Below are 24432 nucleotides of genomic sequence, written 5' to 3'. Positions count from 1 at the left end.
TTTCCCTACTAAACGCTCTAGGCTGCAACAACAAGCCTTTGAATTAAATCACAATGACTGATGCTCTACCGACACCTATTTTGCCAACAAAAGAACAGATTAAAAATTTTCCATTGTTCCAAAATTTAGTGCCAGAGCAGATCCATGTCATTCACAATGCAGAACAATGCCAACACTGGGCCGATGAATTGCAGACGACTGCCTTATTCGGTTTCGACTCTGAATCTAAGCCGACTTTTCGTAAAGGTGAGGTCTCTACCGGTCCACATTTAATCCAACTTGCGACGGCGCAACAGGCGTGGTTGTTTCAAATGAACGAATGCACTTGGGATTTTTTAAGACCAATCTTGAGTAATCGTGATCAAATTAAAGTGGGTTTTGGCTTAAAAAATGATGCGCATTTATTTCGTAAAAAAGGCATCGAACTGAATAGTGTATTGGAACTCTCCAAGTGCTTTGCTTCTTTTGGCTTAAGCCAACCCGTCGGTTTAAAAAATGCCATGGCACTGCTTTTTCGTGTGAATTTTCCAAAATCTAAATCGGTCAGCACCTCCAATTGGGCCAAAAAGCGCATAAGTCCGGAGCAAATTCGTTATGCCGCTGCCGATGCTTATGCCCCTGTTTTGGTCTTTGAAGAATTATTACAACGTGGCTTATTACCTAAAACCATTCCCAATACCTCCCTCAAACTAAGAATTCGTCCGCACATGAAATTATAAACCCTTAATTATTTTAATGATTTAAATTATATTCAGCGATGTAACCGCTCTGTAACTGGATATTGCCCCAATCTATGGCATGACCAAGTGCAAAGATCGGCTGAAGAGTGCCAATGAATTTGCAGTTTATTTGCGCTAAAGATTTGAACAGTACCTTATTGCCTTAAAAATAGTCACTGCACAGTCTAAAAAAATAAAATCGCACCTTTTAAGTACATTTATATCTTTGATTTAACTCATTTTAATTACATTAATACACATTTATATTTTTATTCGACTAAGGTTTTGATCTCTCTAGATTTTCTAGCAGAATTACATGATTTATCTCATTCTTTCTATACTTTCATAATTTGTTTTCATCAGTCCCCTTTTGCTAAAACAAATCTGCCAAATACATAACACATCATAATTTAAAAACTTGGAGAACCTGACATGTTGAACTTATTTACAGGAAAAATCAGCGGTGTACTCAGCCTGACTTTACAAGGGATCAGTAAAGCGGTTGGACTGGTTTTAAATACTGTTTTGGATACTGTAGACAGCGTTTTAGAGACCGTGAATAGCTTAACAGCGCCCTTAACAGATGCACTGACTGAACTACCACTCATTGGCGGGACCATCGAAAAAGTACTCACGGTTGAAAATCAGTTGGTCGGCACCTTAGGTGACGGCTTACATGCTGTAGCTGATCAACTAGCGACAGGTGATCTTCTCGGCGGTGTACAGACCGCTCTCAATGGCGTAACTGGTGTGGTCGGTCAAACTGTGACTGAAGTTGCAGGTTTGGTTGATCATATAGGTGGTGTTGCTGCACCAATCACAGACGCACTTTCTGACCTGCCATTGCTTGGCGGGCTATTGAATGCAGTAGGCGAAACTACGGGTAATTTAACTGGCTTGTTGGCTGAAACGGGCGACTATGTAGCCAGTATTGATCCTACCGAATTATTAACATCCGTCCTGAACGATCCTTTAGCAAGTGTGGGTGGTGTCGTGCAAGATGTTTCAGGCACTTTAGATGCCTTACTGGATGACATTGCACCGATTACATCGATTGCCACTGAACTTCCTGTAGTCGGTGATCTCGTTCAAGTGGTCGGTGAAAGTACCACAGCCCTCAATCAAGGCTTATACGATGTCGGTAGCTTACTTCAATCCGTAAACATCGATTTATTACAAACAACCGCTTATGTTTAATGACTAAAAACACTAATACACAGCGCATTTTTATAGACCAAGAATAAAATCCAATTCTCAATTTACACTGGCCTGACACATGTCAGGCTTTTTTAATTCATCAATTCTGATATTAGCATTTAGTGAATAGCCGTTTATTTGATAAGATTAGGCACAAATTCATTCTTAATTTGATTGAGCAAGGAGCGAAAGCATGCTGATCATCCCTGCAATTGACCTGAAAGATGGCAAATGTGTCCGTTTAAAACAAGGTCGTATGGAAGACGATACCGTATTTTCTGACGATCCAGTGGCAACTGCACAGCATTGGGTAAATGAAGGCGCGCGTCGCTTACATTTGGTAGATTTAAACGGTGCTTTCGCTGGTACACCGATTCATAAGCCTGTGGTTGAAGCGATTGCTAAAGCACAGCCTGAATTGCCAATTCAAATTGGTGGTGGTATCCGCTCACTTGAAACCATTGAACATTACCTTGATGCAGGCGTATCGTTTGTCATCATTGGTACAAAAGCAGTGAAAGAGCCTGAATTTGTTGAAGAAGCGTGCAAAAAATTTGCAGGCCATATCATTGTCGGTATCGATGCCATGAACGGCATGGTGGCAACAGATGGTTGGGCAAATGTCACAGACGTGAAAGCTACTGATTTGGCAAAACGCTTTGCAGATGCTGGCGTATCAAGCATTGTCTACACCGACATCGCACGTGATGGCATGATGCAAGGTGTGAACGTTGAACAAACCGTTAACCTTGCAACGTATTCAGGCTTACCTGTTATTGCATCGGGTGGCGTGACCAACCTTGACGACGTGCGTAACTTAAAAGGCCAACCGGGCATTTTAGGTGCGATTACCGGTCGTGCAATTTATGAAGGCACATTGAACCTTCGTGAAGCTCAATTACTGCTTGATCAACAAAGCTTGTAATTTACCCGAGCAGAAAAGAGGTCTTCGGGCCTCTTTTTTTTATTTCCCCTCTTCGAACAATCAAATACACATGTCAACCGTCCAATCTGCTTGGAAAGCCAAGTTCCCGCAGCTCGCACTCATCCTGATTACCATGATTTGGGGTGCCAGTTTTATCACCGTGCAATACGGTTTAAATTTCAGCAGTCCCGTGCTGTTTGTCGGTCTACGTTTTGCCGCAGCTGCACTGGCTGTGAGTCTGTTATCGCTCAAATATCTTAGACATTTTTCTCAATACGATGTCATTGCGGGCGCAAGTATTGGCGCTGTGATTGCGATTGGCTATGCGACACAAACGGTCGGCTTACAAAGTATCAGCAGCAGCGAATCGGCTTTTTTAACCGCGCTGTATGTCCCGCTGGTTCCGATTTTTATGTGGCTCTGTTTTCGGCATAAACCACATCTGATGACATGGCTGGGAGTAAGTTTGGCTTTTGTCGGTTTGGTCTTTTTAACTGGTAATGGTTTTGGCGCTATTCAGCTCAATTTTGGACAAATCATTACGCTGTTCGGGTCGATTGCCATTGCCTTTGAAATTATCTTGATCAGTTATTTTGCACCCCGCGTCAATCTGCGCAGAGTGACGGTTCTACAGTTGGCATTTGCCTCTCTGTTCTGTTTTTGCTTTGCCCCACTAGTGGGTGAAACCACTTTGCCAAAATTTGAATGGCCATTAATCGCTGTACTCTGCGGATTGGGGCTAGCTAGCGCCGTCATTCAACTGGTGATGAACTGGGCGCAGCGCATGGTTGACCCTGCACAGGCAGCAATCATCTATGCAGGTGAACCGGTTTGGGCCGCGATCATTGGGCGGCTTGCAGGTGAACGCTTAACACCGCTCGCTCTCATTGGCGGACTGTGTGTAGTTCTTGGTGTGATTGTGAGTGAATGGCGGCCGAAATGGTTAAAGAAAAATATAGATAAAACTACAGAAGAAATATCTTAACCCTCAAAACAGCCCTCAATGACGAGGGCTGTTTTGCATGATACCCTTCATACATAAATAAAGGAGGCTTAAATTTAGAAGGACACCATCTTGCCCGGATTGACCATAGCCCCCAGCCCATAAGCGGTTTTCGCCATTGGAATCACCATCGGTGCAAGTGCGCGACCAAACAAAATGTCCTGATGCTGAATACTGGTGAGCATTTTAAAATCATCGGCATTGCCACAAAAATCATCGGCAATGGCTTTGCCTATACGCACGGTTTGCGCCACACCATGACCACTCCAGCCTTGCACGGCATAAATCGGATATTTCCCATCGGACTTACGGCTATCGGCTGCGCCATTCATGGTTAAATCTGTGGTGCCACTCCAAACAAAATCCAGCTCAACCTGTTTCAATTGCGGGAACACATGCTTGATTCGGCTCAGTAAATAATCATGGGTTTTTTCAGGCGTCCAGCAAGAACCCGTCCCTTCACCGCCAAACAGCAAACGGTTTTTAGATACCCCGCGATAATAATCAATTTGGAACTGTGTATCGTACACAGGTGCATCGCTCGGCAGAATTTCAGCAAGATCGAGCTCTAAGGGCGCTGTGGTACACACATAAGTATAAAATGGAATGGTGGTTTGATTATGGCTTTGCAGCAGTTTAAATGAGGCATGATGTACCCCAATCACGGCGCTCTTACGTGCTTTAATCACACCGCCAGTAGTCGTCACATAAATCCCATCTTCACGCTCATCCACCGACAGCACTTCGGTTTGCTCATAAATTTTGCCACCTTGTTGACTAAAACCATAAGCAAGGCCACGGTTTAAAGCCAAAGGATGAATATGCCCGCCGAGGGTATCGAGTAAACCGCCATAATAATTTTCCGATTTCACATGCTCAAACAACTCGTGCTTGCCCATAATCTGGGTATGGTCTTCACCCAAATATTTACGCGCATCTGCACCTTCGGTTAAACCCACCAAATGCCCTGGGTGTACGGCTGCGGTAATGTGCTGATGTTTGCGTTGTAGATCTAAATCATAGTTCTGCGCAATTTGGTCAATTAAAGACATCGCCTCCGTCGAAGTGAAGTGCCATAAGCGTTTAGCCTCTTCATAACTAAAGTGCTCAATCATTTCCCCTGCTTCCCAACGCGCCAGGCCTGGGGTTAATTGCCCACCATTACGCCCCGATGCAGCACTACCAATACGGTTTTTTTCGACCAATACTGTATCTACACCTTGTTCTGCCAAATGCAGTGCCGTGGACGCACCCAACAAGCCACCACCAATCACCACCACATCACACTCAATATCTGCATCAAGGGCATCAAAAGCCTGCCATGCGCTTAATGAGCTTTCATAGTAATTGGCTGGAAAATCAAAACTGCCACGCACAGGATTGACCCAATTCCACTCTTTACCGCTTTGCACATTGACACTGTTTTTATATTCAACATCATTTACAAATTTTGGCTTTGTATTCATTTTATTTACATTCCTATTTATCAATTCTATTTAATCGTTATAGAGGCTTCAGCCACTTAATACGCACTACCAATCACAATGTTTTGTTTTCTTAACTTTTTATAAGCGAACAATACAACGCCTACTGCCAACCAAATGCCACCGCAAACCAAGGCGTTGTGTTCTAAATTCACCCAAAGGCACATCAGCGTAGCCACTGAAAGCAGTGGTAAAATCAGGTTGAGAAAGATATTTTTAAGACCATGACGTTGACCATCACGTACATAAAACTTCATAAACACGGAGAAGTTCACAGCTGTAAAGGCAATGAGGGCACCAAAGCTAATCATGCTGACCACGGTGGCTAAATCTAAACGAATGGCTGCCAAGGAAATCAAACCAATCAACAAGACTGCATATAAAGGCGTGCCCAACTTGCTATGGACTTGACCGAATGTGCTTTTATGGAAAATGCCATCTCGTCCCATAATATGAATCAGGCGTGATGCGCTGGCATGCGTGGCAAGCCCTGAGGCAAATGTATTCATAATTTGGGCGCATAAAAATACCGATTGGAATAGCGCCCCGCCCACGTACAGGACGATCTCAGGCAGCGCTTCATCTGGATTGTTAAAACGGACATTGGTTGGAAAATACAATTGCACAAACCAGGATGCCGTAATAAAAATCACACCGCCCGTAAGCGTGGTGAGGATAACCGCACGCGGAATAGTACGTTTCGGATCTTTAGTTTCATGTGACATGGTGGTCACTGCATCAAAACCTAAGAAGCTAAAGCACAGGATTGAAGCCCCTGCGATGAGTGGCAAAATTGACGTATCACCATTGAATAGCGGTGTGAGCGTCAAGACATGCGCATAACCTTGCTCACTCCCTACCCCTTGAATGACCAAATAAATAAAAAAGCCCATCAGCAATATAGGTGCGCAAACAAAGATCATGCTTAAGTTGGCCAATATATTGATACGAAAGCAGTTGATTAAAGTGACCAAGCTGGTAAATAAAATCACCCACGCCCAATACGGTACGCTTGGAATGACCGCTTCTAAATAAATGCCTGCCAACAGCGCATTAACCAAAGGCAACATGATGTAATCCAGTAAAGAACACCAACCGACAAAAAATCCAGTTTGAGGCCCACAGGATTCTGCCGTGTAAGTATAAGCAGAACCCGATTTATCCGAATGTTTACTAAAGCGCGCATAACTAAATGCAGTGAGGAGCATGGCAAATAAAGCCAAAATATAGGCCAGTGGTACACGGCCATCGGTAATACCTGAGACAATGCCAAAGGTATCAAATACAACCATTGGCGTCATATATGCGACACCAATGATCACCACTTGCCATAAAGACATTTTTTTTAAAACAGACGCTGAAGTTTCCATGCACGTCACCTGAACTATATTTATTTGCGTTACAGGTTCTTTTGCAATCAACATGCCATATAATATTCATTCATTATTTTAATGATGATTCAAAAAATGCCAAAGTATGATTTAGAAACCAGAAAATCAGCCATTCAGATGTATAAAAAAACTGACTACAAAGTGGCTGTATGCAAAGAGTTTAACATCTCTCGAGTCACCTTGGATGCTTGGATTCGCCTGGAGGAAGAGACCGGAAGTTTGCTCCCAAAAGCCGCAAAAAACCGTGGTGCACCGAGCCACATTCGCGACTGGAATGAATTTCAAGTATTTGTAAAAAATACAAAATTTAAAAATATTAGTGATCTAGTTCCATTATTTGAACAGCGATTTAGCTATCCTGTTTCGTATGCGGTATTGGTACGCGCAATACACGTTTTAGGTATGCGCCGTCGCCGTGGTCGATTCTATAGCTAATACCTAAACTGGTGTAATTTTAAATAAAAATCCAGAAAATAATTTAAATAAACAACTATACATTAATGTAAATTTATTTTAGTAAAAACGTAAATTTATATTATTAAGAATGTAAAATAATAAAAATAAATATGTAAATTAATAAAATTAAATAAGCAAAGTTATTTTATTAAAAATGTAAGTTATAATTCTTAAAAATGTATAGTCAATTTTGCTTAAATAACCAAAGTTAAGCACTTTTATGTGCAATTGCTTTATAAAAGAGCATTTTTTGATGCCGCCTATCGAATGGTCAAACGAAAAAAATAAAAGCGACCCATGGGTCGCTTGTCATTATGCTGCTGTATTTACTCATACATCGGTCTGTTGTCATTGACACGAATTAAACCTTTAATCGCGCGGTACACAATCCATAACCAAGACAGTCCGATCACCGTGACACAGAAGGTACTCGCTCCCAGTGCCACACCCGCAAAGGCATTGGCATTATTGCCGGTAAAGAACAGAAAAATAAAAGGCACGAAAGCAATGATGTTCCAAATGAGATACCACCAAAACGTACGGATCTGCCAAGTAAAATGGCTTTCAAAAATCGTGCCGCGAACATCACTGCGTTTGACGTAATTGATAATCAACGCGAGGACCGCAAGCAAGCCGGCAGAAAAAATCGCCACAATATAAAGAATATACAAAATAATCGTGAGCAGGCGGTTTGGATCTTTATCAATGGAATAATTCATTTCGCTCTCCGTCATGATGATTTTGCGGATCATTCCACCCTAGATATGCAGGATATTAAATGGTGAAATCAGCCATAAAATCAGTAATATGTTAAAGGCTATAGTACAGAAATATATTTTTCGAAATGGTTGTTTTTGTGTTTTATGCCGCAAACGTTGCTGAGCCAGCCATGCCGCCGGCCACCCACCTAAAAAAGACAAAAGATGCAGTGTATTTTCTGGCACGCGTCGGTTCCCCATTTGCGCAGCTTCTTTATCTTGAGCGTAGAACCAATAGGTCAGGACATTGATAATACTCACAAAAAGCAGCACCATGCCACTGAGTAAACCCGCCACAGACAAACCCGCCAAGGCGAGGATATAAATGATGCACAAGATTTGCATCGGCTCTGCCTGACGCGGCATCTGCACCACATTTTTTTTATTAGGGCGTTGTGTAGCTTTGGTTTGTGAGGCTTTTAAATAATGCACTTGCTGTGCACGAAAGCGTCCGCGTTCGTCTAAGATCACAGCATAATCCAACGCGCAGCCCACGATTGGTCGTGGGCCGGGACGGGAAAAATCTTTAATGTGCAAAAATACGCGATCTTTGGTGCTATCGTTCGGTTGAATGAAGCCGTAGCCCTTGTCATCAAACCATTCTACTAAGCGTCCTTGATCACGCATGCTTTTCCCCCTCGTTGTTTTTAAAATTTATGCAGTGACGAATTTTAATCGTTCAATCAGCATATTACGCATTTCAGCAGGGTTTTTCTGCAAAATATCATCCCCTGTACGGCCTTCTGCCGCATTTTTCTGTGCCACCTGTAAACGCATCATCCAGAAACGACCTGCCGCCATCGCCAAATATAACTCTAGGCATGATTTTTCATCTGCGGTTAATGGACGCACGCTTTCATAGGCATTTAAAAAGGCAATGGCTTTGTCTTCATTCAAATGTACATCCGGATATTCAGTACAAAAGTCATTTAAAGTAATAGCAATATCAAACAAGAGTTCGTCTTTATTTAACTCATAAAAGTCTAAAATGCCGTTGAGTTGATCGCCTTCAAATAGAGTATTGTCACGGAACAGATCAGAATGAATAAAACCGGTAGGACGGTCTGGATACATCGCCGTTAAGATGTCATATAAGCCCAACAGATTGTTAAGTAACGTGGTATCTGCTTCATTTAATGTTGGACGAATATCACGTGAAACTTGTAACCAATAAGCATGATCACGATATTCTGCACGTTCCAAAGGGAAATCTTGTAAAGCCACATGCATTTTCGCTTGGGCTACAGCAATCGCTTCTGCTTGCGCTAAGCTCGCAGGCATGGGATGTTGACCTTGCATGCGTGGCGCAATCTGTGCAGGTTTATCCTTTAAGCTATGAATCGCTTTACCCGAATGATTCAGCGGTACAGGCACAGCTAGACCAGCCTGCCCCAAATGTTCAAGTACAGGGACCAGTTCCCCTGCACCTTGCTCGTCCATCTCTTCAAAAACAGTTAATACATACTGCGTGCCATTTTCGCAAACAATAAAATAGTTGGTATTTTGAATACCGCCTTGAATCGGAATCAGGTCAATCACCTCCAGTCCATAAGGTGCTGCAAAATCCTGAACTTCCTTTAAAGTCAAAGTGGTATAAACCGACATAGAAAACCTGCGAAAAAACTTACATATTTTTGATAGAATAACCGCTCCGACTACTAAGGTGTAGCATCTAAGTCGCGAAGTTTCATAATCGGCTGTTATTTTTGGAAAAAATTATGCTTGCTAAACGTATTATTCCTTGCCTCGACGTGGACAACGGTCGTGTAGTGAAAGGTGTTCAATTTCTTGATATTCGTGATGCAGGCGATCCAGTTGAAGTTGCACGCCGTTATAACGAACAAGGTGCGGACGAAATTACCTTCTTAGACATTACCGCAACCTCAAATGGTCGTGATACCACTTACCGTACGGTAGAGCGTATGGCTGAGTCTGTATTTGTGCCATTAACAGTCGGTGGTGGCGTGCGTAAAGTAGAAGATATCCGCCTGTTATTAAATGCGGGTGCGGACAAAGTTTCGATTAACTCTGCGGCTATTTATAACCCTGAATTTGTACAAGAAGCCTCTCAGCGTTTTGGCGCACAGTGTATTGTGGTTGCGATTGATGCAAAAAAAACTGGCGACAATAAATGGGAAATTTTCACCCACGGTGGTCGTAAAGAAACCGGTATCGATGCCATCGAATGGGCAGTAAAAATGGCGGACTTCGGTGCAGGTGAATTACTCATCACCTCGATGGATGCTGACGGAACCAAAGCCGGTTATGACCTTGAACTGATGCGTAACATCAATGACCGTGTGACCATTCCAACCATTGCTTCTGGTGGTGTCGGTAATCTCCAACATTTGGCCGATGGCATTTTAAAAGGTGGCGCAGATGCGGTGCTTGCAGCCTCTATTTTCCACTTTGGTCAACACACCATTCCTGAAGCGAAAAAATATCTTGCAGAACAAGGCATTGAAATGCGTCTTTAATTGATTCGTTTTCAATGAGGATTGAAAAAGAGCGATGATTCGCTCTTTTTTTGCTTTGGTGTTTTTGATGCAACGCCATGGAGTTGTAGCAGCGAATCGTCGATTTAATTCATCCACTATAGACATAAAAAAAGGAGCCTTGTCGGCTCCTATAAACCAAGAAAAACTACAGCACTTGGTCTGATACTTAAAACAAATGAAAAAATATACATAGCAACTTCATCAATCAACTCGTCGTGTACAAGCCTTTTGATGATTTAAATATAGGGCATTTACACCGTATTTGATTGACAGTAGATTCATAATTTATTGACAAATTGCGACAGCTCAATTGGGTAGCAAAGCTTGTTGTCAAAACGCACAGTGCATTCATATTAGACCGTTTCAAGAAGTGCAACTGGCTTTTCGCGCTCAGCCACCCACTTTGCAGGAAATACCCGATTGACCCAGTGCGACAACGGCTTGGCAATCGCTGTCGGCAGTAGCACACCCAATGGGTTTTGTTCCTGTAATTTCGCCGAGGAAATCACCCGAGTCCCTAAAATATAATCAAACCACGGCTTGGTCACACACCAATTGGCATCCTGATTTGAGTTCATATGGTGGTCATAGTGCCATGGAATCTTTTTCATCGCCCACTCTGGCTCAAGATGTGCGCGACGATGGATATAATAATAATTCCCTGCACAGTACAGCACAGACAAACTCATTCCTTTGGAAATGGGATAAAAAAGCGGGACAAATACGGCTGAAACTGCCACCAGTGACAATATTTCATTTTTCGTGCGCCAGTTCTGTACACCTTCAACATAACCATGATCATGAAAATCTGTTTTTCGAACTTCACGATGATGTTCCCAATGTGATTTCATGCTTTTCGGTACTGGACTAAAACGTGGCTTGCCTGACCGATGCGTCCCATGCAAAACATATTTATGTGCGAACCATTCAAAGGCATTGGCGACGACCAACCCTGCAATAAAACCTTTTAACATGACCAATATCTCCTTTTCTTAGCTCCACTATAGGTAATGAAAAGGGCTAGATATTGACCGTTTTTTTTAATATTATTGACAAAACACGACAAAATTTAGAATTAAAAAAATATGCAACAACTCAAGGACTATACAGGATCGGTCTATGGAGGACTGGGCCATTTGCTCTATGCTTATCACCAAGCCCAAGGCATTGCTATTCCTGAAAAATTGAATAAAGTTCAAAACTTAGAGCGTTTTGATTATGCCATTTGGCGTGATTTATTGATGGATTTAGATCAAAAGATCCAAAAGCCGGCGCTGGGTTTAGAAATTGCAGAACATGTGCAACCCAAACATATTGGCATTATTGCGTATATTGCTCTGTCCTGTGAAAACTTGGGCGAAGCGCTGCTCCGCTACCATGATTTTCATCGCTTAATCTTCGATGGCAGCCCATTGCTGATTGATATTCAAAATGATTTTTTCTCGATCGGTTGGAATGATTTACCCATGAATATGGCCAATCAATTGACCGATGAAATTGCGATTGCCTTAATGCTGCAGTTTCTAAAATTATTCATGCGTTTTGAAGATATCAATTTACACGAAGTGCATTTTCATAATCCTGCACCGAAAAATGTCGCTCAGTATGAACAATATTTTCGCTGTAAAGTTCGATTTTCCCAAGAAAAGTCGAAGGTTATTGTTCCCATTCAAGAACTGTCTCGCTCCTTTTCCCAAGGCGATCAGACCTTACAAAAACTGTTGATGCAACAGGCACAGTCTTTATTGGAAAAGCTGCCGAATACCACGCAAATCGACCAACGCTTACAGCAAGCCATCTTAATGGGTTTGCAAAAAAATCAGTTCCAAATTGAACATGTCGCTACTCAACTGAATCTGTCCGTCCGACAATTACAACGCCATTTACAACAACAAGGCAGCACCTATCAGCAACGCATGCAGGAGGTCCGCTGTATGATGGCTGAAGAATTTTTAAGAGACCCACATTTAAGTTTGCAAGAAATTGCGCTACTGCTGGGTTATTCAGAACAGAGTGCATTTCAACGTGCTTTTAAACAATGGCGAAATTTAACCCCACAGCAATGGCGCTTATCGCAAATTGAAGCAGCAAGTTAAAATGTGACGCAGTTATCATTTTATATATTGTGATTTTCAGCAAAATCCATTAAAGCTATGCATATTCAATAAATGAATAAAACAACACTTCACAACTAGATTGCACTCATGTTGAGTGAAAGATTGAAAATCTATTCCAAATGACAAAAACAAATAGAGTTTTAAATGAATAAATATTTAGCAGAACTGATTGGTACGTTTTGGCTGGTCTTTGGTGGTTGTGGTAGTGCGGTCTTGGCTGCGGCCTTTCCTGAACTTGGCATTGGCTTCGCAGGCGTGGCACTGGCCTTCGGTTTAACGGTGTTAACGGCTGCTTATGCGCTGGGTCATATCTCAGGGGGACATTTTAACCCTGCCGTGAGTATCGGCTTGTGGGCCGGTGGTCGTTTTGAAGCCAAAGAACTAGCACCCTATATTATTTCTCAATTGCTGGGTGCAACCCTCGCCGCATTTATTCTATTCATCATTGTACAAGGTCAGGCCGGATTTACAGGAGTCGGCGGTTTTGCCACCAATGGCTATGGTGAATTATCTCCAGGTAAATACTCTATGCTCTCAGCGTTAGTCATTGAAATTGTGCTGACGGCTGGCTTTCTGATTGTGATCATGGGAGCAACAGATAAACGTGCACCTGCCGGATTTGCCCCAATTGCAATCGGTCTTGCGCTTACATTGATCCATCTCATCAGCATTCCCGTCACCAATACTTCGGTCAACCCAGCGCGTAGTATGGGTGTGGCATTCTTTGCTGAAACTGCTGCGCTATCACAAGTTTGGCTATTTTGGGTAGCCCCAATCATTGGCGCGGTGATTGGTGCGGTCATCTATAAACTGATGGCAAAAGACGCATAAATAGAAGAAGACACCATAAAAAAAGCTCACAATCTGTGAGCTTTTTTTCATTCATCCCGAATTGAGCTTTGCTTCCTTCGACGGCCGATGACACAGCTTTAAAGAAATGGATTTTCTACTTCGTTGTCTTCACCGCCCTGCGCTATTTTTTCAGCTAAGTTGGTTTCTGCCTCAAGCGTGGTCACCACATCATTGAAAAATGCCTGTAAAGCTTTCGCTGCAGCTAAACCTGCTTGGTCTTTCGTCACCTGTAAGTTGCCATAAATATTAATTCGATCTTGGCCATTTTCTAGTGTTAAGTCATGAATTGCATGCGACGCAGTGTCATTTTCAAATGCTTTGAACATGATGGATATCCTTCTTTTTTGTTGTAGTGATGCAGCAATAGAAATACGTGAAAAAGATTTCAACTGCAAGCAATGATCCTCTTCATCGCTCGCAGTTCAGCGCTATTATCTACTCAATTATTTCAAAATCTGTAGCAGATATTGCAGAATTTCTTCAATCAATTGTTTGACCAAGGCATCTTGATTGTTGTCATTTTCACTGCTTGCCATGGATGTCTCTCCCACAGAACCACCACTCGATTTAAACTCTTTTTGCAAACTTAAAATCTTGTCTTCTGCGACATCTGCAGCACACTGGCTTTCAGCATCCCAATGCAAATAAGCGATATCTTGATTTGCTTTTACTTGGGTGGCTTTGAGTGGCAAACGGTAGGTATTACGCTTTTGGTCTTCAGTTAATTCTGGAAAGAAATTAATTCCAGTCAGTTCTTCTAGCGCACAAATACTCATGACTTTGACTGTCGGTGCCGTATCACGCAAGGTATTGTCCGCATAGTACACGCCTGCAACACCTTTTTTCGGCAAATAGATCGCCTTATAAGTAGCGGTCGGCACGATGACCCCTTGCCCGATGGTTTTTAATTTTTTCGCACTATATACCGGCCCCGTTACCACATAGACATCTTGCTTTTGTTTGGTCACTATCGCCCGTGTGGCTTCTTCTAACTCACGCCACACTTGCTGATTATTTTTTGGAGCTTGCGGCACCATATTGGCCAAAGAAAAACTATCTAACTGCGCAGCTTTATTGGGCATATCGGCATTTGGCGCCATGTGTCCACGGTCATAGCCTGAAGATTTATAGTCTGACAGCAAAGCCCGATATTCAGACGGCACGCGAGTCTCTTCATGAAAGTTATCTTCACGCGGAATTTTTTGACTCAGCCGTGCGGGGGTTAATGCTTCTGCAACCCAAAGCGGTGTCTTGGATATCCCTGAATACATGACATTAAAGCCATTAAAACACAGTGGAAAACTGTTTTTATGTAGGCTTTCACGGACCAAATAAGGTGGCACTTCACGATAAAATTGGTCCAAACAGGCGCTATTTGAAGTGCTGCTCATAGAAACAAGTTGTTGAATTTTTTCTTGCCCGAAAGCAATAGCAAAGCTTCCTGTTGCCACCAGACCCAACAGCACTTTTATGCCATTTTGACCAAATAACTGTGAAAGTGGATTTGCTGAATTGCGTTTCTTTTTGACCATGACTTACAACAATGACTTCTAAAAGGACTATTTTTCCGCAGCTTAGCAAGGGTGCATATTTTAGTACACTTTTCTTTTTTAATTTGCTTAACAATCACACAAATATTGTTTAACAAAGCAGCAGTTGATGTAACTTTATGTCGCAGTTGTGCAGTTCTTTATAGGAGGTCATGAAGCAGTTGCGTATGTTTCATTGAATTCGCCTCAAGAATTATGACAAGGTAAAAATACGAAAAATTGCGATAAAAATATACGGAGTGATTATGCATTCTAAAATTTTAGGTTTAGGTTTAATTTCAGGTTTAATGAGCGCAGCAGCATTTGCAGAGCCGCCGATTCAACCCGGTGATACATTAGAAAGCTTATCTAAAGTCAAAATTGTGACCACCGTGAATGGTCAACCTGGTTCCATTCAGGACTTAGTTTCAAGTGGCCAAGTTCAATTGGTTGAAGCTCCTGCCGGACAAGTCAATGCCGCTGCAACAGAACAGCCCTTAAACCCTGAACAGGCTCAGGCAAACCAAATCGATCCGAATGCCCCTGCAGTTCCTGCAAATGCTGAACAAGCCGTGACTGAAGCGGAAAATGCACTCGCAAATGAACAACAAAGTGTAGCTGCTGCACCTACAGAGCAGTCCGTTCCAACTGAACAAACAGCAGTGGCCAATACACCTGAAGCCGCGGTAACTGAAGCACCTGTGGAAACAGCACAGCAAGCACCTGAAGCCGTATCAGCGGATAACAACGCTGCACCCGTCATTGCCTCTTCTGCAGAAGCGCCAGTGAATGCCGATAGCGCATCGGCTGCATTGCCTGAAGCTCCTCAAGGACAACAAGATGCTTTTATGGCAGCACCTGAGACTCAAAGTGTAAATCCTGCAGATGCATCAATTCAAGCCAACCCAGAAGCACCTGTTGCTGACGAAGCCATCCAAGCTGCGCCTGAAGCCTCTGCAGATGTAGACGCGACAATCAACTAATCAGCGTATTTTCAAGGATGAAATAACGCAACATCTTCATTCTGTTGCTTTGCTCGCATACTCCTCCCAGGAAAAAGCAACAGAATGATCTCTATGTCTTTGGACTAAAAAAATTCAATTATTACAGATAAAAAAAGCCAGAATTGATCTGGCTTTTTCATTTTTAACTTTTAAATCTATGCCTAAAAGTTCAATTTAGGTCTTAAATTTCAATCTGACTGCCCAACTCAACCACACGGTTGGTTGGAATTTGATAAAAATCGCTGACTGGACTGGTATTTCGCTGCATAGAGATAAACAGCTTTTCTCGCCAAGGTGCCATGCCTTCACCCAAGGTATGAATAATACGGTCTCTGGAAATAAAGAAACTGATTTGCATTAGATCAAATTCAAAGCCCAATTCACGATACGCATGCTCCAAAGCGGCAGGAATATTCGGCTGATCTTTAAACCCATAAAACATCGTGATTCGATAGAATCGATCATCTAGTTTTTCCGTGATCACCCGCTCATTTTCGGGTACAAATGGCACATCTCGGGTGTTGACCGTAACCATAATATTGCGTTCATGCAGAACTTTGTTGTGCTTAATATTATGCAACATGGCATGAGGCACGATCTCAGGCGTTCCTGTCAAGAATACGGCATCACCTGGAACAAACTTGGTTTCACTACCCATGCTGACACTGCGAATAAACAGGTCAATAGGCAAAGCATCTTTACCGAGCCGATTGAGCACCAATGCCCGTCCATCTTTCCACGTCATTAAAATCGTAAACAATACCGCACCAATCAGGATTGGAACCCAACCGCCCGCTGCGATTTTTAATGATGTCGATGCAACAAAGATCAAATCAATCAATAAAAATGGCACTGCAAAAATCGCCACTTTCCAAACCGGCCAACGCCATAAACCATAAGCTAAAACTGAGATCAAAATCGTACCGCAGAGCATGGTCATGGTCACAGCTACGCCATACGCACTGGCCAAATTCGCACTGTTTTCAAACAGCAAGATCAAGATCAGCACCGAGATAAACAATGCCCAGTTAATAAATGGCAAATAAATCTGACCACGTTCAACTTCAGAGGTATGTTTCACTGTCAAACGCGGCAAATAACGCAATTGAATCGCCTGATTGACCATAGAAAACACCCCTGTGATCACCGCTTGAGAGGCAATCACCGCGGCCGCTGTCGCCAAAGCAATCATTGGATACAGTGCCCATTGTGGGATCAGCATATAAAATGGATTGGCTAAAGCTTCTGGATTACGCAGTAGTAAGGCACCTTGGCCTGCATAGTTCAACAGCAAACACGGCATCACCACAATAAACCATGCCAAGCGGATTGGGAGTCGGCCAAAATGCCCCATATCGGCATAGATTGCCTCACCACCTGTCATCGTTAATATGACCGCACCCATGGTCAAGAATGCAACATAGGGCTGCTGTACTACAAAATTGAAAGCCCAATGCGGACTGATCATGGTCAACACAAATGGCGTTTGCGAAATACTCCATAATCCAAATCCGCCTATGGATAAAAACCACATGAGCGTTAAAGGCCCAAAGAATTTACCCATCGTGCCTGTGCCATGGCGTTGCACTAAAAATAGCCCCGCTAAAATACCGATCGATAAGGGTTGCAGCCATTGGTTAAACATCGGCGTCGCAATACTTAAGCCTTCAATCGCGGATAACACAGAGATTGCGGGGGTAATGATCCCATCACCAAAGAACAAAGATGCCCCAATAAAGCCAAGGGCAATCAGGTAAATTTTTTTGTTTTCGGCAATTCGTGTGGTTCGTAGATTCAAGGCCAACAGCGACATAATACCGCCCTCGCCATTGTTATCTGCACGCATGATGATGCTGACGTATTTAAAACTAATCGTCAGCATGATGCACCAGAAAATCAGGGACAGAATACCCAGCACAGACGCTTCGCTAATCGCCAAGTGTGCTGTGAGGAAACATTGGCGCAGCGCATATAATGGGCTCGTCCCAATGTCTCCGAATACTACGCCCAAAGCTGCCAAGGTGATGGCAGGCAATGCGGCTTTTTGTGCAGTACTTTGCATATAATTGTCTTCAATTTAGACAGGATTTTTGCGAATCATAGCACCGCTCAAGATGTTTTTGTCTAATTCAATTGTTTCTCTTGGCAGAATATATTTTTTTCGCTATTATCCACCGCGCAAAAGGTGAAGTGTCCGAGTGGCTGAAGGAGCACGCCTGGAAAGTGTGTAAACGTTTATAGCGTTTCGAGGGTTCGAATCCCTCTTTCACCGCCAAATTTGATTTCTACGGGACTGTACCGTAGTGCGAAAGGCTTAAATCTAAAGGGTTTAAGCCTTTTTTTACGCCTATACACTACGGCGCAGTCTAGTAGTATCCCGACATATTTGTCGGTACTTTTGACGGTATCTGCTCGCAGATGACTATAATAAGGAGTGAGTCAGGTTTTTCCTGAAATTTATACCGTCAAATGAGGCTCACAATTGGCTAAGCAATCCAATAAACTAACCGCTAAATCCGTTAAGAATCTAGCTTACGATCCTGATAGCAGTAACAAGCATGCAGATGGTGGCGGACTATATCTTTTTATTCATAAGAATGGCTCAAAATATTGGCGTTTGGATTATCGCCGTCCAATTAGTCAAAAACGAAATACTTTAGCCTTGGGTATCTATGATGAAGTTACCCTAGAAAAAGCACGTCTAAAACGTGATGAAGTTAAGCGTATGCTCGCTGATGGCATTGATCCCGCAGAGGAACGTAATAGCCATCGGGATGAACTTAGAGCAAAACTTGAGAATACATTTGAGAAGTTTGCAACTGAATGGCTCAAGATTCGTGAGCTAGAGGGCAAAGTAGACCGAGAAACAATTCGTAAGCTGAACCGTGATATTTTGCCTTTTATTGGAAAATTGCCTGTAACCGATTTAAGCGTAGAACAGCTTGAGCGTGATGTAACGAATAGTCTTGTAGAACGTGGTGCTCTTGAGTCTGCTCGCCGTGTTAAATCTATTATGGGTATGGTTTTAAAGCTTCCTTTGAAGCGCCGCCTAATCACGTATAACCCAGCTTATGATATTACCTTACCCAAACCTATTAAAGGCAATCATAACGCCATAGTAAGCGAATCAGAGCTTAAAACATTGCTTCAAAAGATTTGGCGGTATCATGCTGAAAATCCTCGCGCACGCTTTAGAACAGAGCTTGCATTAAAGCTATCAGCCTATATCTATCAACGTCCAAATGAGATCCGTGAATTGTTATGGGAGCACGTCGATTTTGAAAATCAGCGTCTATGCTTTCGTGCATCCAAAACACACCAAGAGCATATTGTTCCCCTCGCTCGCCAAGCTTTTGACATTTTGAAACAGCTTGAAGATATGCAGACAACTTCTATATTTGTTTTCCCTAGCGTGAAGTCACCACTTGAAAGCATGAGTGAGGATACGATCCGCCAAGCCCTAAATAGACTTGGTTATAAAGGTAAGCACACTGCGCATGGTTTCCGAGCAACAGCTCGTACCATCTTGGGTGAAGAGCTTGAATATCGAGTTGATATTATTGAACACCAATTAGCTCATACGGTACGTGATCCGAATGGTACAGCATATAACCGTACTAAATTTTTACGCCGTAGACGCGAACTAATGCAACTCTGGGCAGACTATTTGGATACCTTACGTCAAGGTGGTGATGTATCTGTATTCAAACCTCAAAATGACAATAATCTCATCCAATTCAAAAGTGCGTAACAAATAACATGACCTTACATTTTCTTAATTTTAAAAGTGCTCTCAGATCTATTTCAGAGAGTACAAAGCAAGCCAGTAATGTTTTTACAGTCCTGCATTTAATCAGAAGTAACTACTTAAATTTATATTTCAGATATACGGGTGCACTATACAAAAAATCCTACAATAGTCTTGTTTCGGGTAAATATGATGAAAATGACTTCACTGTATTTAAAACTGATTATGTAGAAGATGTTTTTTTAAAAATTAAAATGCAAACTTTAAATGAGGACACTCTTTATGAACTTTTTTGTAAAGGTGGACAAGTCAAAGTAGGAAATGTACATAAATTGCATGACTATGAAACTTATCATTTATTAAAAGATAAATATCATGTCCAGTTGCAACTTTATGATGACAATATGAAAGCAGCATATTGGGATATGCTTACTGAAATTGACGAAAATCAAGTTAATCTAATTCTAAGGGACTCCAATAAAAGAGAGCTCATTGAATTTAACCGATATGACAATTTAAATTTGGATGACTTATATTTTTCAAGTGATGAAATTGAAGAATTGATCTCTTCCCTAAAAGAAGATCGAGCATCCAACCTATATACAGACAAAGAGCGCGATATTGCCAACAAGTTATTAGTTCAGTTTTTTGCCGATCGCTTATTAAAAATTAAACCCGAATTGCACTCGAGCAAAACCAAACAATCTAAAATTATTACTTTAGCTATGGCTGATATAGGTCGACCACTCAGTGAAAGAACTATTCGAGACCAATTAAAAGAAAAATTGAACAAATAACAAACAAATAAAACAAATTTTTATATGCGTAGATGAACAACCTTCATCTACGCAAATTTTCAATACCTCTTTGTAATGGCATTCTCCACATCACCGAAACAATCTGATGCAATACGGAGAATTGTGTGTCACATCAAGAACATATCATCAATAAAGCCTTAATTGATTTGGATATTTTACGTATCCAACAATTAGCTTCTACGGCTGAGCGAAAGCAAAAAATTTATAAAGATCCTCATGGTCGTACTCGAATCATCAAAGCTAGACCAGCAAAACGCGGACTGTTAGGTATGGGCGAGAGCACGATCTGGGAAAAAGTAAAGCGTGGTGAATTCCCTAGACCGATCAAAATTTCACCAAGGATTACTGCATGGAAACGGGCTGACATTATCGAGTGGCTTGAGTCAAAACAGTAATGCAAACCGAATTATTCACTATATGGGAAGCATCAAAGGCTCTAGCTCATTGGCTACCTTTTCGCTCTCAAAAAGCTTGGTATCGGTATCTCTTAAAAAATCCAAGAGATTACTTAACCCAAGATGGCTACAAAATTAACGTCCATGTCATTAATGGTGAAAGACGTTATACAAACCTCGCCCTAGTGGCATTCATAACGGCTCATCGAAACGGATATGAGTCAAAACCAAAAGGAAAGTCACATGACTGACATGATCAATTACACAGTAACTGCCGATGAAATCAATAAGCTTAAAACAGAACTGATTAAAGAAACTGTTCAAAGCTTACTCATGCGTAAAAACCAACAATTTGACCTCGGTACAGAGGAAGGTATTGATTACGCCGTGAATTGTACCCTTGATGATCTGCTACAGCAGAAAATCCAAAATGGTGAAATTCAAGTTATCGAACAAGGTAAACCAAATGGAGTAATGCAATGAAAGCATCCATTGTCTCAGTTGAACAAGTTTCCGAGTTGCTAGATGACAGTAAAATCATCATGAAAAATGGTTCAAATTCATCTACTACTTACTACCTGATCTTTCAAGGCCGGGAAGCTGTACTAATTAATACAGCATTCGAAAACTACTTCATTACACAAGGACGTTAATAATGGATACACAAAACAATGTTGAAATCATCTTAAATGATGGTTCTACAGCTATGGCTTCGAATCACATTGACGAGTTAATTACTTCAGAAGTGGCACACACGATTGCTCAAATTGATGACGAGTATGACTTGAGTAAACGGGCTGATATTCAGGAATTAAGCGGCATGATTGCAGATCACTTAACAATGAACACAAACATTGCTATTGATCCCAAAATTGTAATGAAAGAATTCCGGAAACAATTGAAATTCCATTAATCCCTGCACAACTACTACGCAATAAGGGGATGCAGTCGCATCCCCTTTCTCATTCCATCTACAACAAACAGCTCAGGCGAATTTGCGTGATACTTCGCCGTGTCAAAAAGGATAGACATGACAAGCTATATTCAATTCAATACATCTTTAAATTCACTCTACGATGCTATAGCAACTTGCGAGGAATACACATCAAATCGTGAAGCAAACCTTGTATTTGATTCAATGCTTAAGGATCTTTTTGAACATTCTTCTGGAAAATATTTCACAGTCTCAGAAAAAACCAGAAAACAAGATGAAGATGCTTTATTAAAAGCCTATCAAAAAAGAGTCCAAGTCAATGCCGATGCTTGGACTCTGATTGAAGCTGAGTTTTTAAGCAATATTTCGAGTTACTGTTTTGATAAACACATGGAATTTAAAAATGAGTTGCTGAAGAAAAAAGACTACTCAATTAAATTTACACCTATCAAAATCAAAGCGGTTATTGATTGGTTAGACTTAACTTTTGAAGTAAATCCGAGTATCTGTAAATTTGCATATAAACCTAATGCAAGAAGCTATATCAAAAGCTTTCTGACAGCAAAAACAGGTACAAGGCATTATGTAAAACATGATGAAAGCGATATTGCTCAAAACGATCTAACGTTTACTATCCGGCTGCATGATATTCGAAGTAAAGAGGATTTATTAAAAATTGCACACTTACTCGAAACACAGTACGGCGCAAATACTTTAACGATGAAAGTCTCAGGTATTGAATTATCTCTCGACTTTTACAATGTTCCTAATCGAGCCTTTTTAAGTGCCCTATACAAATCCCTTAGGTACAGTAAAACTGCGAAAAATTTTCGTATCTATAAATTTATAAAGGATGATATTCGTAATAAATTTACGCCAGTCCCTAAATCACCATTTGTTCTCTTAAACCGGTTTAATAACGATTGGTGTCTAGGTGTAAATCCTAAAGGTTCACCGCTTTGTTATCGCCTATATGCAAAGACGACTGATAGCAATAGACAACCTTTGCCAACTAAAGACCATCGGCTAAGGGTTGAAGTGACTTTGGACCAAGCTATTCTCAAAGAGACCGATTGCTCAATCGAAAATCTGCAAAACATCATCAAACAAGGATTCAAATTTTTGACGTTTACAGAGCTTGATAAGACAGCCCCTAATGCTTTTAAAGAAAGCTATGATGAAATCATCAAGCCATATGGTAAAGAGCAAAAAGTAAGAAATGTAAATCGAAATAAACGAAGTTTACAGGATGGTATTAAGACTCATGCGGAATTGAATAGTATCGTTTCTAAAGCGATTTTCAATTTATGCCGAAAGTTTTAAATTCGTAAAATTACTCTCAATGTCAAAATGACAAAATACAGCATGAAATCATTTAAAATCAATGACTTCATGCTTTATTTATATACCTTATGTCCTAATACCTTATTGAGGCATTCATAAGTATCATTAAATTACCATTTCCGTTTTACTTTATAAAAAATCGATCATTGCTTAGTACTCTACTTTATCTACTAAGAATTAAAATCAATAGCCAATTTTGAAATATACATTTCTTTCATAGGTCCTGGTGTGAAACGGTTTACACGGCAAATTAGAGGAAGCTGATCTCCATCGAACTCAAGATAGCCATTTTTTTTAAAAACTTGAATAATACCCTGATCTTTGAAAATACTAGGATTAAGAGGATTTTTTGCTTTTGGATTATGAAATAAAAACAATCCATCCGAAAATAGCTCGGGATTGTCTGGAGTTACAGGTTTAATTTTAAAATAAGGTAATTCTGTATCTCCATAAACACTAATTACCGAATTCAAATTTGGATGACCATTTGAAATAGCAAGTGCTGTTAATTTCCCTAAAGTAACTTTACTAGAGAAAAGAACGGCGGAAACATCAGAATTTGTCTCATCATCAAAGATATTAAGAGGTAATTCGGCACCTGTTTCTTGCTTCACTACAAAATTGCGTTTTTCAAAACTCAATCCATCTTCTTTAATATAGAAACCATAAAGTAAGGCTAAAATTGAGTAATGACTTTCAAGCCCATAATTCAATTGAGAAAATGATGACATACCAATGATATATGGTACATCAGTTTTTACCCAAGGCTCTTTGATATAATTTGCATATTTCTTAAGCTTCCCACTAAATGCATTAGAACACCGAATGACTCCTTCATTAATTACATTTTCAAAGTCTGGTAGTTTCCAAAGTGGAGTTTCTGTCATTTCCAAATCAGCGGAATTTCTATCATCTTCTGGTCTGCCTGTTTTTTTAATTTCAGATACAACCGCTTCAATATAAAACTTATCTGATCCATCATCTTTTTTGACAATAAAGTCAGGACGATGTTTAGTAAAATCTATTGTCTCTCCCATATTTTTTAGTAGCTGATGTATATAGAATTCCCAAAATGTAGAATGAAAAGTCGTCTGAAGCTCATATAGTATCTTGCCATCCCTATCAATGAAGCCATCAGCCCATTTCTTTAAGATTTCTCGTTCACCATGCAACATTAAATTGTTATTAAGTAATTTATACTTAGGATGAAATTTTTCATCCTCGATTGGTGTATCAAAAAAAAGTTGCATATTTTGGTTC

At 41.0% G+C, this 24432-nt stretch carries 26 protein-coding genes and 1 tRNA gene; 17 read left to right on the top strand and 10 right to left on the bottom strand.

The window, feature by feature from the left end; genetic code table 11:
* Nucleotides 1-53 precede the first annotated feature (53 nt).
* From FTT85_RS00250 to FTT85_RS00235, 4 genes are all read left to right on the top strand, one after another.
* On the top strand, nt 54-719 hold the full coding sequence (locus FTT85_RS00250; RefSeq protein WP_180063001.1) for a 3'-5' exonuclease: 666 nt from the start codon (nt 54-56) through the stop codon (nt 717-719).
* A 432-nt stretch (nt 720-1151) separates the two neighbouring features.
* Nucleotides 1152-1916, top strand: a complete 765-nt coding sequence (locus tag FTT85_RS00245) for a hypothetical protein (RefSeq protein ID WP_180182554.1) — start codon at nt 1152-1154, stop codon at nt 1914-1916.
* Between the two features lie 193 nt (nt 1917-2109).
* Nucleotides 2110-2841 (top strand): 1-(5-phosphoribosyl)-5-[(5-phosphoribosylamino)methylideneamino]imidazole-4-carboxamide isomerase, encoded by a 732-nt coding sequence (gene hisA / locus FTT85_RS00240; RefSeq protein WP_078190493.1) that lies wholly within the window; start codon nt 2110-2112, stop codon nt 2839-2841.
* 70 nt (nt 2842-2911) lie between these two features.
* Nucleotides 2912-3826 carry a DMT family transporter gene (locus FTT85_RS00235; RefSeq protein ID WP_180009267.1) on the top strand — a complete coding sequence of 305 codons (915 nt, stop codon included), beginning with the start codon at nt 2912-2914 and terminating at the stop codon, nt 3824-3826.
* A 74-nt stretch (nt 3827-3900) separates the two neighbouring features.
* Here FTT85_RS00235 and FTT85_RS00230 read toward each other — a convergent pair whose 3' ends face one another.
* Both FTT85_RS00230 and FTT85_RS00225 read right to left on the bottom strand, forming a co-directional pair.
* Nucleotides 3901-5310 (bottom strand): FAD-binding oxidoreductase, encoded by a 1410-nt coding sequence (locus FTT85_RS00230; RefSeq protein WP_180108829.1) that lies wholly within the window; start codon nt 5308-5310, stop codon nt 3901-3903.
* A 56-nt stretch (nt 5311-5366) separates the two neighbouring features.
* Nucleotides 5367-6698, bottom strand: coding sequence for an APC family permease (locus FTT85_RS00225; RefSeq protein ID WP_168378992.1), 1332 nt, complete (start codon nt 6696-6698; stop codon nt 5367-5369).
* Nucleotides 6699-6794: 96 nt separating this feature from the next.
* On the opposite strand from FTT85_RS00225, the gene FTT85_RS00220 reads away from it, so the two are divergent.
* Nucleotides 6795-7154: a helix-turn-helix domain-containing protein gene (locus FTT85_RS00220; protein ID WP_180050672.1), complete on the top strand. Its 360-nt coding sequence runs from the start codon at nt 6795-6797 to the stop codon at nt 7152-7154.
* A 347-nt stretch (nt 7155-7501) separates the two neighbouring features.
* On the opposite strand, the gene FTT85_RS00215 is transcribed toward FTT85_RS00220, so the two are convergent.
* Genes FTT85_RS00215 through FTT85_RS00205 form a run of 3 tightly spaced genes read right to left on the bottom strand, consistent with a single transcriptional unit; the run spans nt 7502 to nt 9538 of the window.
* Nucleotides 7502-7894, bottom strand: coding sequence for a hypothetical protein (locus FTT85_RS00215; RefSeq protein WP_168378990.1), 393 nt, complete (start codon nt 7892-7894; stop codon nt 7502-7504).
* 39 nt (nt 7895-7933) lie between these two features.
* Complete coding sequence (locus FTT85_RS00210) at nt 7934-8560, bottom strand: DUF1294 domain-containing protein (protein WP_180022370.1); 627 nt, start codon at nt 8558-8560, stop codon at nt 7934-7936.
* 27 nt (nt 8561-8587) lie between these two features.
* Nucleotides 8588-9538 (bottom strand): homoserine kinase, encoded by a 951-nt coding sequence (locus FTT85_RS00205; RefSeq protein WP_111884520.1) that lies wholly within the window; start codon nt 9536-9538, stop codon nt 8588-8590.
* A gap of 110 nt (nt 9539-9648) precedes the next feature.
* Here FTT85_RS00205 and hisF point away from each other — a divergent pair, with 110 nt between their 5' ends.
* Nucleotides 9649-10410 carry an imidazole glycerol phosphate synthase subunit HisF gene (gene hisF, locus FTT85_RS00200; protein WP_306674445.1) on the top strand — a complete coding sequence of 254 codons (762 nt, stop codon included), beginning with the start codon at nt 9649-9651 and terminating at the stop codon, nt 10408-10410.
* A 374-nt stretch (nt 10411-10784) separates the two neighbouring features.
* Here hisF and FTT85_RS00195 read toward each other — a convergent pair whose 3' ends face one another.
* The gene (locus tag FTT85_RS00195; protein ID WP_180108830.1) at nt 10785-11405 is read right to left on the bottom strand and encodes a hypothetical protein; all 621 of its coding nucleotides are present in this window, start codon (nt 11403-11405) and stop codon (nt 10785-10787) included.
* Between the two features lie 111 nt (nt 11406-11516).
* On the opposite strand from FTT85_RS00195, the gene FTT85_RS00190 reads away from it, so the two are divergent.
* Complete coding sequence (locus FTT85_RS00190) at nt 11517-12527, top strand: AraC family transcriptional regulator (RefSeq protein ID WP_180182553.1); 1011 nt, start codon at nt 11517-11519, stop codon at nt 12525-12527.
* Between the two features lie 165 nt (nt 12528-12692).
* Nucleotides 12693-13379: an aquaporin Z gene (gene aqpZ, locus FTT85_RS00185; RefSeq protein ID WP_180063003.1), complete on the top strand. Its 687-nt coding sequence runs from the start codon at nt 12693-12695 to the stop codon at nt 13377-13379.
* Between the two features lie 98 nt (nt 13380-13477).
* Here aqpZ and FTT85_RS00180 read toward each other — a convergent pair whose 3' ends face one another.
* Nucleotides 13478-13726 (bottom strand): hypothetical protein, encoded by a 249-nt coding sequence (locus tag FTT85_RS00180; RefSeq protein ID WP_078193158.1) that lies wholly within the window; start codon nt 13724-13726, stop codon nt 13478-13480.
* A gap of 117 nt (nt 13727-13843) precedes the next feature.
* The gene (locus FTT85_RS00175; protein WP_078193159.1) at nt 13844-14932 is read right to left on the bottom strand and encodes a DNA/RNA non-specific endonuclease; all 1089 of its coding nucleotides are present in this window, start codon (nt 14930-14932) and stop codon (nt 13844-13846) included.
* Between the two features lie 263 nt (nt 14933-15195).
* Here FTT85_RS00175 and FTT85_RS00170 point away from each other — a divergent pair, with 263 nt between their 5' ends.
* Nucleotides 15196-15912 (top strand): hypothetical protein, encoded by a 717-nt coding sequence (locus FTT85_RS00170; RefSeq protein WP_180073387.1) that lies wholly within the window; start codon nt 15196-15198, stop codon nt 15910-15912.
* Nucleotides 15913-16114: 202 nt separating this feature from the next.
* Here the strand turns inward: FTT85_RS00170 and FTT85_RS00165 are convergent, their stop codons facing one another.
* The gene (locus FTT85_RS00165) at nt 16115-17995 is read right to left on the bottom strand and encodes a potassium transporter Kup (protein WP_180182552.1); all 1881 of its coding nucleotides are present in this window, start codon (nt 17993-17995) and stop codon (nt 16115-16117) included.
* A 122-nt stretch (nt 17996-18117) separates the two neighbouring features.
* On the opposite strand from FTT85_RS00165, the gene FTT85_RS00160 reads away from it, so the two are divergent.
* The 8 genes from FTT85_RS00160 (at nt 18118) to FTT85_RS00125 (ending at nt 23151) form a co-directional block, all read left to right on the top strand.
* Nucleotides 18118-18208, top strand: a tRNA-Ser gene (locus tag FTT85_RS00160).
* A 207-nt stretch (nt 18209-18415) separates the two neighbouring features.
* Complete coding sequence (locus FTT85_RS00155; RefSeq protein ID WP_180182551.1) at nt 18416-19684, top strand: integrase arm-type DNA-binding domain-containing protein; 1269 nt, start codon at nt 18416-18418, stop codon at nt 19682-19684.
* 8 nt (nt 19685-19692) lie between these two features.
* A complete protein-coding gene (locus FTT85_RS00150) occupies nt 19693-20478 on the top strand; it encodes a hypothetical protein (protein ID WP_180182550.1) in 786 nt (261 codons plus the stop codon).
* Nucleotides 20479-20603: 125 nt separating this feature from the next.
* On the top strand, nt 20604-20894 hold the full coding sequence (locus FTT85_RS00145) for a helix-turn-helix transcriptional regulator (RefSeq protein ID WP_373886871.1): 291 nt from the start codon (nt 20604-20606) through the stop codon (nt 20892-20894).
* A 243-nt stretch (nt 20895-21137) separates the two neighbouring features.
* Nucleotides 21138-21377: a hypothetical protein gene (locus FTT85_RS00140; protein WP_180182549.1), complete on the top strand. Its 240-nt coding sequence runs from the start codon at nt 21138-21140 to the stop codon at nt 21375-21377.
* Nucleotides 21374-21547, top strand: a complete 174-nt coding sequence (locus FTT85_RS00135; RefSeq protein ID WP_180116122.1) for a hypothetical protein — start codon at nt 21374-21376, stop codon at nt 21545-21547. The genes FTT85_RS00140 and FTT85_RS00135 overlap by 4 nt, the downstream gene beginning before the upstream one ends.
* Before the next feature lie 2 nt (nt 21548-21549).
* The gene (locus tag FTT85_RS00130) at nt 21550-21807 is read left to right on the top strand and encodes a hypothetical protein (protein WP_180182548.1); all 258 of its coding nucleotides are present in this window, start codon (nt 21550-21552) and stop codon (nt 21805-21807) included.
* Between the two features lie 117 nt (nt 21808-21924).
* Nucleotides 21925-23151, top strand: coding sequence for a hypothetical protein (locus FTT85_RS00125; protein WP_180182547.1), 1227 nt, complete (start codon nt 21925-21927; stop codon nt 23149-23151).
* Nucleotides 23152-23342: 191 nt separating this feature from the next.
* On the opposite strand, the gene FTT85_RS00120 is transcribed toward FTT85_RS00125, so the two are convergent.
* Nucleotides 23343-24422, bottom strand: a complete 1080-nt coding sequence (locus FTT85_RS00120; protein ID WP_180182546.1) for a hypothetical protein — start codon at nt 24420-24422, stop codon at nt 23343-23345.
* Between the last annotated feature and the right edge of the window lie 10 nt (nt 24423-24432).

The organism is Acinetobacter sp. YH01020, from assembly GCF_013420275.1.
Lineage (GTDB): Bacteria > Pseudomonadota > Gammaproteobacteria > Pseudomonadales > Moraxellaceae > Acinetobacter > Acinetobacter amyesii.
This window is presented reverse-complemented; position numbering and strand designations above follow the sequence as displayed.